We start from the raw sequence: 14,345 nt of genomic DNA, 5'->3' as shown, positions 1-14,345 counted from the left end.
GGTTACTCGGCAACGGGCGCAGGCGGCCAGGGGTTGTCTTGCTTAATTTTCAGGTACCACTCCTGCGCCTGTTGCTCGTTTTTGTCCGCACCGACATCATCACCCAGCATGCGCTGCATCCGGGCTTCGTTCATCAGTGGATCAACGATTTGGGCATACTGCTGACGGCGAATGCCGTTGATTTCCTGAACTTCCGATTCAAACTTGGCCTGCTCGTCAGTTTGCCAGCCGGACTCGGTCCAGATGTCCCATCGGGTGGCGGGTTTATCTGATGTGTAATCGTTAGTGACTTCAGAGACATCATCAAATTGCTTTGATTGGGTGCAGTCTAATTTTAGCCAGGCCGTCGTAGGTTGCTTTTCTTTTTGGACTGTCCAATGACCGTCCTGATACCTGCGTGGCGCTGTGCCGTTTTCATCCAAGTAAGCGAAGTACTCACCTTCAGATAATTCAAACTCGGGCATTGATTGTGGTGAGTGATATCCGGGGATTAAAAACTCACCAGGATGCAACAAATCAGGTTGTGCATTGGTTTTCTGAATGTATCGGCCATCAGCCGATGAATATGCGTAAACAATCATGCGGCTTCCGCTCCGTGGTAGATGTAGATATAGGTGTTGATGGTTTTAGGGCGGTTTTCATCTGCAGTTGGAACAACTCTGGATGCATCAAATTTGATAGTCATTGAATAATTTTCAGTTGACTGAGCGGACACAGATAGGTCTGCATACCTTGCATTCAGTTCGCCCGGCTCAAACGCACCTTCGATGCGACTGGTCTCCCATATTGATGCGACAGATACATTTGATAATGACGCGGTAATATTTCGGATTGCATCATTCTGAGTGGTAGCAAATTCTACTCCAGCTTGCGCACCGCGGCGAAAATGCCCTCTGTGATAATCTGGGGTTGTAAATGTTAATACGCCATCACCCGTTCCGTAATGACCTGCATAATCATCTGGCGCGGCATCAATAATAGATTGTGTCGTCACATTCCCAGCAGCCTGAATATGGCTCCATAGTTGCCAGTAATCGGCTCGAGATAGCTCGAGCCGGTGAGCCTTAACATATCCTGGCCGGGGAACATCTGTTGAAAACTCAACAACTTGACCAATCATCAGTTCTGTTAACCCCCGCACCTCCGGTACGGACGGTGGGGTATCGAGGGAATAAAATGGATTTCCGTTATTATTCGTTACTGGATAATAGTTAGGAACTGCGGTAATCAGGTCAGCTAATTCGGGATGAGTCGGCGGGATCGACACATTGGTTGAGGCATATGTCATGACCTTAAATTGATCACTGGCATCGTAGCCCTCTGCTCCGACGGCTCTCATTCCCATAAACGAAACTTCACCATTTTGCACATTGCCACTGCTATTCAGTGCCAACCATTTCCGACTTTGATATTCAACAATACAAAACTGCCAACCCCAACCATTAAACTGGCGACTCATAGCGTAGCTGGTTCTATCAAACGACGATTTTACAGTGATATCTAGCGTTTCAACCCGGTCCGATGCGCTTTGCCCACCTCGACGAAAGAGCATTTTCCCGTAGACGTATGACTCACCTGCTGACGGTGTTGTATTATCCACGTAGGGGATCAACAAAATCAGAGCTGACTGATAATCAAACCAGAACTGAAATTGTTCTAATGGTGTTACTGTCCCTCGCAATGGATACTGCGGATGCGGATCCCCATCTTCCAAATGCTCCTGCATCCCACCGCGCTGCCGCCTGTCCACCACACTGCCATCCGCAGCAATATCGGCAATCTTCGCAACATAGTGAAAACGGCCCTGGCTGTCGGTGTAATCAGATTTCGCCGAGCCTGACGCGATGATGTTGACGTGATTTTCCCACTTCGACAGTGACGTGCCGTGGCGGTATACATCCAGCCAGAGTGCGTTCGGTTTGGTTGAGACGGTCTGCAGAATGTCATTGGCCAGCACGGCACGCAGGCCGCCGACATAGGCAACCCCGGATGTGATTTTGTACTTGTTCGGATCGGCCTGCTGAACCACATCAAAGCCGCTAACGAAACCGACCTGACCATAGTTATCGAGGCAGGCTAAGCGGTGGTCTTCATCCATCCCCAACAAGCGGGCTGAGAAGTCAATCTGCCAGGTACCGGCATCAACAGTTACGCCAGCCAGTGCGGCGGCGCCGTTGTATTCCATCACCAAGGTACGGGTCAGCGCAGAGCCGAGTTCTTTGGTTTCCTGCGCCTTGTGGACCACAAAACCGCACGAACCCGCCACATTTTTATCACGCAGGAAAATCGCATTGAAGGTAAACGCAGGTTGGCTGCCGGGGATTACCACCGAATACGCCAGGGCGTTGTCACCCATCTTGCCAAGCTGGTCGATATCCTGCTGATGCACCCACTGATTGGACGGTGGCAGCCCCTGATTTCGGTCAATCGGCTGGCTGGCATCCAGCCCCGGAATGTAGGCAAAAATCATCTCGTTCATGTCCGGGCCGGTGCCCGCACTGATCTGGCTTTGCAGGTAACGTTCAAATTCGAACGGTATTGCAGTCTGACTCATTGGTTGTTTCCTATGCTGGCAACAAAGATGTCTTGGCTGTGATTCACCTGGCTAGGGTTCACCGCCGTCTTCTGTGTGTATTCATCGCGGGCCCGGTACAGCGCGTGGCTGTGGCTGAATTCCCCGTGATGGAGATTGACGATTACGGGATAACTCACCTCGAACCGATAGCGGCGGCAGGTCCGGCCGTATTGCTCAATCAGGGTTTGCATCAGCCGCGAGTTCTGCGACATCGCCGAGTCACGCACTTCAATGGTGATAACGTCCCACTGGCCCGGGTCTTCCCGTTCTTTAAAAGCCACGATGCCAATATCAAGCCGCTCAAATATCGCTTTGAATCCCGCTACGCTGCCGGAGTCTTTGGCATTGATAGCCGCGAACTTCACCCGCTTGCGGTACAGGACCAGCGGCTCACCATCAAAACGCTGAATATCCCGATCCCACGCCATCAGGTTCAACAGGGATTCAGTGCAAGTCAGCGGGTCGAACTGTTCAAGCGGCCACTGCAGCCACAACTGCACTTTCTGCATGAAGGCGTACACGCCCTGGGTCAGGTAATGGGGCTCTCGCAGGGCGTCGCTAATGGTGCTGCCGTCCTGCCACCAAGGTATTTTTATTTTGGGCAGCTTCACGAATCCCCCTCAGCTTCAACAGACAGCGATGCCAAACGGGGCTGTTCAATTGCCGCGCTAATGTCCTCCTGAACCAGACCGTTCACCCAGATTTTCACTGATTCAACAGTGCTCATGGCCTGGTGAATTTCACTGGCCATCTTCGACACACTGAACCGGCTTTGTGGCCGGGCTCGGCTCATCTCAGCATGGGCTGCGGTTTCCCGAAAGGAGGCACGAATGCGGCTTTCCACTTCAGCCAATGCGGCGCTAGTCTGCTCGGGCGTCAGGTTCTTCACCAGTGCCGCCCGCACGGTCATGGTCACAGGTAAATCCGGGATGGCCTGACAGGTCAATACATCCCCATGCCCGTGATAACCCTGATTCATGATGTGCTCATTGAGCTGGCTGATCACTGCGGCGGGCGTAGGGCCAACATCCATCAGAATGAAAGCCGTCGCCGTCCCTGGCTGAATATGCCCGGTGTTTTCAAAGAAAATATTGTCACTGCGAATACCTGCAACGCTGGCAATGATGGAGCGGTACGCATCATCAATATGCCAGCTTCCAGAACTGGTAAACGCGTTCTGGCAACGCAGGGCCAGTTCTTCGTCGGTTTCTTCATTAGCGCCCAGACGCGTGAGCCAGTCCGGCTCATTCTCAGCCGAGACAATGCCGGGGATTTCTTGCGGTAACAGGTTGTAATACCCGGCAGGCAGATTAAACGCCGCTCCGGCCTCTGAGGCTTCAACGGGCACACGACCACTGCCTGTACCTGCGGGGATCACGGTTTCCGCAGTGACCCTCACCTGATACACGGTGCCATCAATGGGCGCGGTCTGAATCACGTCACCTTGCGCTATCGTGGTCTCATCATTCGGGTTAGCCTTGGTCAGGGTGATTTCTCCCTGCGCTTTCACCGCGGCTTTCGGCGTCAGGTTCAGCTCCCAGGCTTTCAGCTCCAGCGCCCAGCGCGACGCCGTTGCCACAAACATATTGGGCAGCACATGGGTTGCCAGCAGCACATTGACCAGCCAGTGAACCGGCGTCACCACCGCAGCCCGAACCCAACGCCAGAACGGCGACATGTCTGAGTCGTTTGACACCTTGCTGCCCGCGGCAACCACGGAGGTTTTCAGCTCGGCCTCGATGGCCGCTTCTGTTACGGGCAGGCCTTCATCTTCCATCAGGCTGACAAAATCCACATCAGGGCGCTGGTTCATGCCATCACCTCAATCGTGATATCACCGGTGGGGCCATACTCATAAGCCTCAGCACTCAGGGTGATGTAGTCCGAGCTGACTTCAGTGGCCGTGGCCGTGCCGGGGATCACCCGAATATCGCGCTCAGCTTCTTGCTCGATGCGGACCAGCACATCGGCCCGCAATGCCGGGTTGCGCTCAGCCTGCAGTTCACGGGCCAGCCCCTTTTCCATAATGGCGTGCTTGATGTCCTGGGCGATGCTGTATAAATCGCTGGTCGCTTCCGGCTGCTGGCCTGCATCCATCTGCCAGCCGCCGTCGATCACCTTAATATCGATATAACGTTTATCCGGCATTGAGTTCATCCCATTCGGCTAATTGGTCCGGAGTCATTCCGTTCGGCGCATCAATGTACACATCGCCATACTGACGAATGTTGCTGGTCTGCGGCGGTGTCGGGCTGGTCATGCTCTGAACCATGCTTGGAGGTACTGACGGCGTGTTTTCCGGGCGCTTGTACTGAATGGCTGTCGGCATATCGTCAGCAGATACCTGCCCTGGTAATGGGGCTGCCGTCATCGCCGGGTGCTGCACCTGATAGGTTGCCGCATCTGGCAGGGTTGCAATAGCAGGCGGGGTCGCTTTTTCAACCTGCTCTACCGCTTTCATGGCAGGGGCTTCAGGCATCTCTCCGGCACGCCATTCAATATCGATACCGGGGATCATATTCAGTTTGTCGATCACCCAGTCGATGGTGTCAGACAGGAACTTGAACACGGCGGTATCACCAAACGCGGCTTTCAGGTCGTCCCACCAATAAATCATGGCGCCCACTGCCGCGACTAAAGCGACAATCCCGGCAATCACCCAGGTGATTGGGTTGGCCCACAGCGCCGCGTTCATCAGCCAGGTGGCCGCGGTCATTGCCATCGTATTGATACGCAGCAACTTCAGCACCCCGTTCAACGTGCCTGTGGTTACTGCCCAGCCTGCTGACATCATGCGGGCAATGCCCATCACCAAGGACAGCGAGGCCACCACGCCACCCAATGCCAGTGCCCCAATAGCCACATAGCCCAGAACTTCGGTCAGGAAAGGGAATTCAGCTGTCCAGCCCGTCAGGTAAACCATGCCATCGGCCATGCTGCCCACCACCGCATTGATAGAAGGCAGAATGGCGCCAAACACCGCGGCACGTACGGCAAACCAGCTGGCTTCCAGTCGTTCCCACTGGTCTGTCATGGCCCCGGCCATTTCCTCGGCCTTGGTCATGCCTTTCACCTGGCCCAGTGCTTCAATGCTGCCTGCCAGCCCTTGGGTATCTGCCATTAGCAGCTTGATTAAGCTCACTGCCTCTTCTGAGCCAAAGGCTTTTTTCAGCGCATCGGATTCCGTGACTTCCAGGGTGTCGCCAAACTTGCCTTTCAGTTTGTCGAGAATATCGAGCATCGGCAGCATGTTGCCCTGGGCATCGGTAAACTTCAGATTAAGCTTATCCTGCGCAGTCCCGACCCCGGCCAGAAATGCCTTGTACTTGGTACCCGCTTCGCTACCGCTCATGGTGGCCTGCAAAGTACCGAGAATTGCCATCTGCTCCGACATGGCAATGCCCGCAGATGTCGCATTTGCACCGACACTGGTGAATGCTGCACTCATCTCGTTACCCGTGGTTTTGAACATCTGCACCGCACTGGCGGTCATTCCTGCAACCTGCTCCACCCATTCCCCTTTCCCCATCTCTTCAGCCTGATTTTTGAAGATGCCGTACATGGTGCCCATGTAACTGGTGATGGTTGAGGTATCGGCTTTGGTGGCCGCGGCCAAGACGCCGGATGCTTTGGTGAACTGCGACAACTCATTGCCATCGAGCCCGGCAATCGCCGACTGGATATCATAGGAAGCGGCGACAAAGTCCGTGGCAGACTTGCCATATTCGGATGAAAACTCAAACGCTGTTTGCGTTAACTGCTTCAGGGCATCGTCAGTGACTCCGAGTGATTTCACTTCCCCGATTTTCCGATCCATTTCAATGGCAGGCATTAGCGCTTCCTGAATGGCAAATCCTGATGCCACCAAACCTGCACCACCCACAGCCATATCCTGCATGCCTTGTTTGCCTGCATTCATCGTGGATTGCACCTGTTTGGTTATGCCCTGTAAGGGTTTGGTGATTTGGTCAATCAGACCAATCTGCATCAGGAGTTTTTCATTCATCGGCTAAACAACCTTGATATCGCAGCCATCACGGCTATTTCAGTGCGCTCTTTTTCGTGCTTATCCAGCCACAGGGCGCGGGCTAAGTTCTGCGGCTCATCGCTTTCACCGGGAAAGTACAACCGCCGCAGGGTAAGCGCCTGTTCCAGACCGTTCTGGTCGATGCGCTCCGCCCGCTCGGTTAGTTTTTTAGGGTGATTTTGATGCCGCCTTTTGAGGCTTCATGCACGGTGCCGAACACTTCCATGGTCAGGCCCGGCACTGTGTTCATCAGCTCAACCAGATCCGCTTTCTGCTCAGGCTTCACGGTGCGTTCCAGATAGGTGCGGGCCGGTTCGACTTTTTTATCCAGGGTGACACTGTTGCTGTAGTTGTTGGCGTCAGTCACGGTTGGGTTGAATTCAAAGTCAGTGTCACCAATGGTCACGACGACAGGTTTCATAGATTTGCTCATGCGGTTTCTCGCTCTTTGTCTAATTTCGATTCCAGACGGTCAAACCGTCCGTTGATTGATAATTTCAGGTCGTCCACGGCTTCGCGCAGTTCATGTTTGGTGGCGTACTTCTCCGCGACGTCACCGCGCAGCCGCTCGGTTGCCAGCTCGTTAGCATGGATACGGCGGTCATGGTCGCGAGCGGTCGCCTGGCCTTTATCTGTTCGTCCGAATATCAAGGCAATCAGGCTGAACACCACGGCCAGCAAAGCCACACCTGCCGATACCCAAGCTGGTTCCATCTAGCCCCCAGAGATTTTCAGGTGTTTGGTTTTATCAGCGCTGCCTTTGCTGCTCCCCAGCCAGTAGGCAATGCCTGTTGAAAATGCAGTCAGCACAGAACCCACAATGATCATCAGCACGCTGTCATAACGTTCCGGCATCGGCGGGCCGAACAACAGGGCGGTAAACATCAGGGCCACCATGCCAACCATGGCAATTGCCAGAGCGCTCGGCATCCAGTGGTCTTTATGCTGCTCGCGGGCGTGCTGGGTATCTGCCATTGCAATCCGGGCCGATTCCATCGCCAGCCGCCCTTCTTCCAGCGACAAGCGTTTCAGCTCCTGCGCGTGTTCCAGCTCAAGTTGCTTGAGTTTGAGGAAGGCATCGGGGTCATTTTTCATGGCATGTTCGATGGCTTCCGGGGTGTTATCAACACCCAGCGCACTGGCAACCAGTCCGCCGACTGCACCGCCAGCAGGGCCACCAATTAAAGTGCCAACCATGGGCGCAGCGGTACCGATCAGCTGTTTTACTTTGTCCCACATCTCAGTAGCTCCAAATCCAGGGACGCGGGCGGTTTTTCCCTGCCACCATGTCGTCCAGATGAATAAAACGGCCAGCGCCTTTCTGCGCCACACCAATGCCGGTGAAGCCATACTGCTGCGCGGTACCAATCAAATTCAGTGCGGTTTCACCGCTTAAGCTGACATCAACTGCCTGCCCGTAATTGTGCGCACCGGGTGCGGACTTGCGGGCTTCGACCGGATGGCGATCGCAGCGGTACCCACTGGTGATCACAAACGGTATGCCCATGTCGCTTCGGGTGTTCTGCAGTTTATCCATCGTGGCAGGCTGCATCTTCAGGCCGGATTCCGGCCCGCAATGGCCGCACTTACAGGCAAATTCTTCCGGTTTGAAGTTCGGCCAGCGGCGGATAAATTCTTCACGTGTCATCACAGCTTCCCCTTGTCGGCGAGTTCCTGGCATGGGGTGCAGTACTGGCACCCCGGTATGTGTTGGCGGCGTTTTTCAGGGATCGATTCGCCGCACTCCGTGCACTCTGTCGCGCTGGTCTGGTTGCCCGTCTTACGGGACGAGGCATCCAGCTGTCGGGCCAGCGCCATTTCGGTGAATTGGGTTTCAATGCCACTGGCATGATCAAGCAAGTCCATCAGCTCAACAGCCCGCGGGTATCGTTTTTATCCAGATACGGCGTGCCGTTGATGCGAACGAACAGCGGGCTGGTGACAAAGCCTTTAATCTTGCGGGTCGACTTATCTGCACTGTCCGGATCAATCCCGACGATATCGGCCAGCACCCACTTCACGCCGAACAGCTCCACTTTGTCTTCATCCACACCGTTGTTGGCGTAAAACATCATGTCTTCCGGTTTAATGCCGCGGTAACTGCCTGCACTTTTGGCTGCCGTATGGATTTTTTGAACTGGTTTAAATCCAGCTCAATTTCAACATCACAACTGACTTTGCCGTCTGTGTAGCCATCGGTGACGCCGCGGGTGAAGGCGGCAGCAGATTCGTCGTTAATGGTGGCGGTTGCGCTTTTTACATGGACAAACTCACCAAATAAGGTGGTATCAAAGCTGCGTCCTGAGAAACGTGCTGTCATTGCGTCACTCCCTGTTTGATGGCAATAGCGATGGTGATTTTGACCGGGCAGTCATAGGGCTGAACGGCCATATAGATTTCGACTTCTTCGCGGGTTACCCACTTGATCTGAATGTCGTCATCTTCCGGCGGCAAAATTTCGCCCGGTACCCCGGTTTGCGCCATGGTGCGCAGGTCCTGGGTAAAATAGAGCTTGGCTTGCGCCATACTCTCGGGCCGGGAATTGAGTGTCCGATCAGCAATGCGGGCAATAGCGCGAATACGCACCTTGCGAGCGGCCTTCATGGCGACACGGATATGGCGGATGTCCTGATAGTCACCGCCGGGCACATCCAGCGTGCGGCCCGTGGTCCAGTATTGGCCGGGGTAATCCGGGTACCACATCGGCACTGCCAGGCGGTTTTGCTCTAAGGTTTTCAGGATCGCCAGTTCGAGCGGCTTGCCGTTCTTGTCGGTCAGTAATTCCGTGCTGCCAAGAACGCTGCCCGTTTTCACCCGCGCAGGGGAATCGGCCAGAGACACTTCCTGATTGGCAAGGCGGCCGCAGTATTTACCGAGCGTTGAGCCATCGGCGTGCACGCGTGGTACCACAGTGATGTATTCGCTGGCGACGTCTGTCGGGATCGCCACCGTACTTGCCAGCCAGGTAGCCCAGTCGTCACCGTTCACCGAATCGTTATCAATTTGCGGCAGGCAACATGCGGCGAACACTTCACGGCCCAGGGTGCTTTTCAGCTCCGTGCGCAGAGCGATAGCGTCTTCCAGCAGTGATTTATCGGTGGCCGGGAAATCCAACACGAAGGCTTCAAAGCTCGATGTTTCGTTGGCTTTCTTGATGGCATCCTGCCAGTTATCGGCGGGGTCGAGAATCATCACCCCAGCGGTCCATTCGCTCTTGCCATTAAGCTGTGCGGCTTTGACGGTAGTCAGCAAGGATTCATCAGCCTTGCTCAGGGCATCATCCAGATCACTGGTTGCATCCACCATCAGCAGCTGGCGTTCAGTGCCGGTTACCTGGCCGTAGCCCACAAAGAGAAAGTGGTACTCAACCCCGGCAATGGGGCCATTCATCAGGTTCAGAATTTTGATAATAACGGTGGGCCATGCCATGTTATTTGCTCCTGTTTCGCGTCAACTCGCGTTTAATCATCATTGCGGTACGTTTTGGGCTGACACCAATCAGGTGACGTTCCGGCCTGCCAACTTCCCAGCTTCTCGCTGGCGTTTTATTTTCCAGCTCTTGTATGGTCTTGGCCGCTTCACCCACCTTCATGTTGTCCATAATCCATTTGAGGGTCGGTTTCTTTCCCCGTTTCTGCCGCCCCTGCGGTTGTAATCGAAAGTCCAGATCACGCAGCGCCTTCGCTTGCTCACGGGTTGCCGGCTCGTCCGGCTTTGGCTCACTCTGTTTCTTTGCCTGTCGTTTCCGGGCTGTAAGGCCACTGCTTTGCGACAAACCGTGATGATGCTGATAAGCCACCGTACCTCGCGCCGACGGCCAGCCCACGAACAAGTCAAAGCTGTTGTTTCGCTGGAAGTGCTTCAGCTTTTTGGTAAAGCCCCTAAGCATCTTTCCGCGGCCACGCTGCCGCTGTTTCCACTGCTGACCATCCGGCCCACGTTGGGCACGAATATTCTTGCGGGTCGTTTTAGCTATTTGGGCGCCGACTTTGCGCAATATCCGCTGGCGTGATTTCTTATCCAGCGCCAGCAGCTCCAGCGACTCTTTTACCCGCAGATAGCTTTGCTTGTCGGCCTTAACCTCAATCACCGGATCACCACATCACGCAGGCGCTCAGCCACCCAGACTTCATATTCAGCAATGCGCCAGCGCTTGCCCTGCCAGAACACACCGCCGTTCTCGTCTTCAATTAGGTTGATGGGCTCTTCAAACGCCACTTCGATAATGACTTCCGCGCTGTGCTCGTCTTCCATCACCACATCAATGCTGGGGTCGCCCAGTTCCTGATGTTCTTCACGCTCTGAGTCGTTATCCATCAGCCAGGCGGCAACGTTGGCAAACAGCACTGCCGGGTCGTATTTTTGAAACGGGAAGCGGTCGAAATAAAACTCTGCCGTGTAACGCTGGTACGCCAGCACAACCCCGTTCCCCATATGACGCGGTGACAACTGCAGCTCAATGTTGCTCATCTCGGCACTGAGCTGTTTTGCAATTGGCTCACCCACGCACTGCTCAATGTGGGTTTTCAAATCGCGCAGCTTGTAACCGGCCTGGTACTGGGTCATAGCAAGTCCACCGTTGAACGGTTGTGGCCCAGCATGTTCCGAAGAATGCGAACACTTTCGGCCAACAATTCGTTTTTGGTTTCCAGGCTGCGCTCTGCCAGGTGATCACCGTCTTTCTTCTGGTGCACCGTGACAAAGTCCGGCAGTAAATCGGCTTTCGCGCGGGCAAACACCGCGGCTTCATACTGAATCACCACCCGGTTTTTTCCGTTGATGGCCGGGAAGGCTTCAATGTCGGCGGCTTTCACAATGCCCTCTGCCATATAACGGGCTTTCAGGCGTTCCAGCTCCAGATTGACCGAGGCCATGGCATTGGCGACGGCATAGGCAATGCGCTCATCATCTTGCGCTGCTGGCGTACTGCGACGGCGTTCAAACGCTCCGGCGTCAATGTCTGGCCAGAATCCGTCATTCTGGATCAGGGTTTCCTGATAGCTGGCTGCTGTACCTGTGAACATGGCCGTTCCTTAATTAGTGCGCCTCTGCCCACTGGGTCGACGGATTCAGACGAGTGAAACACTGTCTTATCCTCGCCAGCCGAGGCGCGGCGGGGTTAGGAGCCGTTATAAATTCTTGCCGTCCTTCAGGGCATTGATGCGCTGAGGGATGCGGTCTAACACGCTTTTCACGCCAATCTTGTCGTAAAACTCATGTGCTTTTTGCAGCAGTGCCTGTGCCTTTTCCAGGGTCTCGATATCACCCACAGCCGCCGGGCGTGGCTTGCCTTCGTGATCGCGCAGCAGGTAATAACCGGCGAACTTGAACCACTTAGCTCTGACCTTTTCGTGCAACCGCCAGTCATTCATCACTTTTTCGAAAACCTGGCTGAAATACGGTTCGATGTTGTGGCCGCGTTCAGCTTCGCGCTCTGCCCATTCCAAAACGTGATCGGCGCAGAAGGTCGGCCAGTCGCGCTTGATGTTCTCCGGTGTCGGCAAGTCCATCTCAATGGCTTTCAGGCACCAGGCAATCGCGGTTTCCAGATCACCGATATCAAACATCCACAGCGTAAGGGTGGTGAAAATCGGGTTTTCATAGTGCTCGCCAGCTGCCAGATAGGCTTCCGCAACGGGGCGATACTTAGGCATCAATACATCGCGTTTATGGACGATGCGGTCAGCAATGGCGTTGAAGTTTTTCAGCACCTTTTTGTCGTTTTCAAACTCAATCAAACGCAGGTGCAGGCTATCGGTATTCACCGTGGCGGCTGCCGCCACGGTTTGCGTTTCCGACTGGAGCAACTGGTCTCGCTGACGTTTTAACGGGCTAACCATGAATCACTCCTATGCCGCTGGCTGAGGGTCAGCGACCGTGACTTCTTCAATGGCCGCGAACTTGTTCAGGTTGCCCACCGCATAACCTTCCATGCGGATGTGGTTATTCTCAAAACGCAGGCGGTCTTCGTTGTTTTCCTGCTTCCGCCACTGTGTGCCTTCCTGCGTCAGGATCTGCAGGTTTTTCAGATTGGTTACCCAAATCATTTTTGGCGGGAAGAAAGGCGGCGTGTAGGCTTTCTTACCTGCGATGGTCTTCGCCAGTTGCTGGGCTGCTTTGTGTTCGGTTGGTGTGTCTGCAGCCTGCAGCAGGCGGTGCTGTTCCGCGGCAACCAGATCAGAGCCGACAATCACAACCAGGTCCGGGTCTTGCCGGTGCTCAGGGGCAATGGTGGTGTTAATCAGGTCTTGCGTCAGCGAATCAAGGTTTTTATAGGAATCTGCCGCGGCGCCTGTGGGGTCAAGAACAGCGGCGGCCAGTACCTGCGCGGCTTTCTTTTCCTTCACTATGGTCAGCCAGCCTTTGTTGACGTCCTGGCCCAGTGGGTTGGCAACCGGATCAGTCTTATCGGCAATGGAGGTACCATTGAAACCCACCCGCAACATATCCAGAGCAAAACGACGTGAGATGGCGTTTTTCATCATCTTCAGCCATTCACCTTTTGAGCCCGAATTCGCCCACTGGGTCATGGTTTCCCAAAGGATGTGCGCACCGGAATCAGTTTTGGTCAGCTCATAGGTATTACCGTTTTGGCCGACTTCGACGCTGAAGCGGCCTGCCGGATCACGCCCTGTTGAAAGGCCATCGTTACCCACATCGACAACCTGACCTTTAATCTGCTGAACCGGCAGCAGTGCAATCATGCCCAGGAAGGCATCCGACTGCATAATGGCCTGGCGCAGCTTGGTTTCCATTGGCGGGGTGATGTTGAACATCTTAGTACCCGCTGCCGCACCAGCACTTTCAACGGTGGCGTTGCAGAACTCGTGCAGAAATTGAGTAGAGACAGCATTCAGCATTTAAAACACCTCCATTTTGTCGGCGTCTGAACCTTCACCCGCCGGGCGCTGGCCGTCGACTTCGACATTCAGGGCGGTAAACTTCTGCTCAAGGCCTTCCAATTTGTCAGTCAGTGGTTTCAGGCCGTCCTGCAGGGCTTTGGTAAAGCTCTCGGTTGAGAAAGTCTGCGTTTCAGCAGGCTCAGACTCCTGCAGGTTCTGGGAAAACTTGGCTGTCAGGCTTTCTTCCAGCTCCGTTTTCAGTTCGGTTTTCATGGTGCTGAACTGTTCTTTCAGCGCCGCTTTCAGTTGCTCTTCGGTCACGTCTGTGTCCTCTGCCGTGGGTGAAGTGACTGGCGGCGCGGTGTCGCCAGCTTTAAAAAAGGATTCCATTGCGTGATATAAACGTTTGAATGCATTCATGTCAGGCTCATCAGCCACAAATTCAAACGGTTCCAACTGGCTGTATTCGCGCTCGCACTCGGTATTGCCCATCGAGAATTTCAGGCGTGAGGTACCTGTACTGGCCGGGGAGTCGGTCACGGCAAGGCCCATCAGATAACAGCGGCCTTTACCGCGGTAGTCCGGGTTAGGCTCAATGGAAGTAAACAGTTTCTGGCCGTCTTTGTTGGCGCTCATCAGGTATTGATTCGCGGTAATTTTGGCGAACAGCCGCAACACGCCGTCTTTTTTCTCGGCTTTCAGTGCGTCTACGGTGCCCCAGTTTTTACCGTCGAACTCCTGCCAATAAGAACGCTTATGCTCAGGCCAAATCAACGCGGTGTATTCGTCCTGGCTGTATTGCTCAGCCATGTCTTTAATCCAATTCGCAGTGATGGTCCGGCCGTCTACGGTCGTTCCCTCAGTTGCTACGATGATCCATCCGCTTTCTTTTGCCATGCTG

General features: G+C 54.5%; 19 protein-coding genes and 1 pseudogene. All 20 read right to left on the bottom strand.

All coding sequences use genetic code 11. From position 1 onward, the window contains the following. Positions 1-2: 2 nt before the first annotated feature. Positions 3-581 (bottom strand): hypothetical protein, encoded by a 579-nt coding sequence (locus P4S53_RS07725; protein ID WP_337112226.1) that lies wholly within the window; start codon positions 579-581, stop codon positions 3-5. Continuing rightward, the gene (locus tag P4S53_RS07720) at positions 578-2,554 is read right to left on the bottom strand and encodes a phage tail-collar fiber domain-containing protein (protein ID WP_337112224.1); all 1,977 of its coding nucleotides are present in this window, start codon (positions 2,552-2,554) and stop codon (positions 578-580) included. Before P4S53_RS07720 ends, P4S53_RS07725 begins: the two co-directional genes overlap by 4 nt. Next, positions 2,551-3,186, bottom strand: a complete 636-nt coding sequence (locus P4S53_RS07715; RefSeq protein ID WP_337112222.1) for a phage tail protein — start codon at positions 3,184-3,186, stop codon at positions 2,551-2,553. The genes P4S53_RS07720 and P4S53_RS07715 overlap by 4 nt, the downstream gene beginning before the upstream one ends. After that, positions 3,183-4,388, bottom strand: a complete 1,206-nt coding sequence (locus P4S53_RS07710; RefSeq protein WP_337112221.1) for a baseplate J/gp47 family protein — start codon at positions 4,386-4,388, stop codon at positions 3,183-3,185. The genes P4S53_RS07715 and P4S53_RS07710 overlap by 4 nt, the downstream gene beginning before the upstream one ends. Next, complete coding sequence (locus P4S53_RS07705; RefSeq protein WP_337112220.1) at positions 4,385-4,723, bottom strand: DUF2590 family protein; 339 nt, start codon at positions 4,721-4,723, stop codon at positions 4,385-4,387. Before P4S53_RS07705 ends, P4S53_RS07710 begins: the two co-directional genes overlap by 4 nt. Beyond that, positions 4,713-6,581 (bottom strand): phage tail tape measure protein, encoded by a 1,869-nt coding sequence (locus tag P4S53_RS07700; protein WP_337112218.1) that lies wholly within the window; start codon positions 6,579-6,581, stop codon positions 4,713-4,715. The genes P4S53_RS07705 and P4S53_RS07700 overlap by 11 nt, the downstream gene beginning before the upstream one ends. Then, positions 6,578-6,703 (bottom strand): DUF6890 family protein, encoded by a 126-nt coding sequence (locus P4S53_RS22625; protein ID WP_420029159.1) that lies wholly within the window; start codon positions 6,701-6,703, stop codon positions 6,578-6,580. The genes P4S53_RS07700 and P4S53_RS22625 overlap by 4 nt, the downstream gene beginning before the upstream one ends. A 59-nt stretch (positions 6,704-6,762) precedes the next feature. Further along, a complete protein-coding gene (locus P4S53_RS07695; RefSeq protein WP_337112216.1) occupies positions 6,763-7,035 on the bottom strand; it encodes a putative phage tail assembly chaperone in 273 nt (90 codons plus the stop codon). After that, positions 7,032-7,316 (bottom strand): hypothetical protein, encoded by a 285-nt coding sequence (locus tag P4S53_RS07690; protein ID WP_303563063.1) that lies wholly within the window; start codon positions 7,314-7,316, stop codon positions 7,032-7,034. The genes P4S53_RS07695 and P4S53_RS07690 overlap by 4 nt, the downstream gene beginning before the upstream one ends. Further along, positions 7,317-7,841 (bottom strand): hypothetical protein, encoded by a 525-nt coding sequence (locus P4S53_RS07685; RefSeq protein ID WP_337112215.1) that lies wholly within the window; start codon positions 7,839-7,841, stop codon positions 7,317-7,319. It abuts the gene before it with no gap. Position 7,842: 1 nt separating this feature from the next. Then, entirely contained in the window at positions 7,843-8,250 is a 408-nt protein-coding gene (locus P4S53_RS07680; protein ID WP_337112214.1) for a D-Ala-D-Ala carboxypeptidase family metallohydrolase, read from the bottom strand. Continuing rightward, entirely contained in the window at positions 8,250-8,471 is a 222-nt protein-coding gene (locus tag P4S53_RS07675; protein ID WP_337112326.1) for a TraR/DksA C4-type zinc finger protein, read from the bottom strand. Before P4S53_RS07675 ends, P4S53_RS07680 begins: the two co-directional genes overlap by 1 nt. After that, positions 8,468-8,922, bottom strand: a pseudogene (locus tag P4S53_RS07670) (phage protein). Before P4S53_RS07670 ends, P4S53_RS07675 begins: the two are co-directional and overlap by 4 nt. After that, positions 8,919-10,031, bottom strand: coding sequence for a DUF2586 domain-containing protein (locus tag P4S53_RS07665; protein ID WP_337112213.1), 1,113 nt, complete (start codon positions 10,029-10,031; stop codon positions 8,919-8,921). Before P4S53_RS07665 ends, P4S53_RS07670 begins: the two are co-directional and overlap by 4 nt. Position 10,032: 1 nt before the next feature. Next, entirely contained in the window at positions 10,033-10,692 is a 660-nt protein-coding gene (locus P4S53_RS07660) for a phage virion morphogenesis protein (RefSeq protein WP_337112212.1), read from the bottom strand. Further along, positions 10,689-11,168, bottom strand: a complete 480-nt coding sequence (locus P4S53_RS07655; RefSeq protein ID WP_337112211.1) for a phage tail protein — start codon at positions 11,166-11,168, stop codon at positions 10,689-10,691. Before P4S53_RS07655 ends, P4S53_RS07660 begins: the two co-directional genes overlap by 4 nt. Then, positions 11,165-11,626, bottom strand: a complete 462-nt coding sequence (locus P4S53_RS07650; protein WP_337112210.1) for a head completion/stabilization protein — start codon at positions 11,624-11,626, stop codon at positions 11,165-11,167. The genes P4S53_RS07655 and P4S53_RS07650 overlap by 4 nt, the downstream gene beginning before the upstream one ends. 105 nt (positions 11,627-11,731) lie before the next feature. Then, positions 11,732-12,442, bottom strand: coding sequence for a phage terminase small subunit (locus P4S53_RS07645; protein ID WP_337112209.1), 711 nt, complete (start codon positions 12,440-12,442; stop codon positions 11,732-11,734). A gap of 9 nt (positions 12,443-12,451) precedes the next feature. Further along, positions 12,452-13,462, bottom strand: a complete 1,011-nt coding sequence (locus P4S53_RS07640; RefSeq protein WP_337112208.1) for a phage major capsid protein, P2 family — start codon at positions 13,460-13,462, stop codon at positions 12,452-12,454. After that, positions 13,463-14,341 (bottom strand): GPO family capsid scaffolding protein, encoded by an 879-nt coding sequence (locus P4S53_RS07635; RefSeq protein ID WP_337112207.1) that lies wholly within the window; start codon positions 14,339-14,341, stop codon positions 13,463-13,465. It abuts the gene before it with no gap. Between the last annotated feature and the right edge of the window lie 4 nt (positions 14,342-14,345).

The organism is Photobacterium sp. Hal280, from assembly GCF_037162255.1.
In the GTDB taxonomy this organism is placed as follows: domain Bacteria; phylum Pseudomonadota; class Gammaproteobacteria; order Enterobacterales; family Vibrionaceae; genus Photobacterium.
The sequence above is the reverse complement of the archived record's forward strand: the minus strand, read 5'-3'. Positions and strand labels throughout refer to the sequence as shown.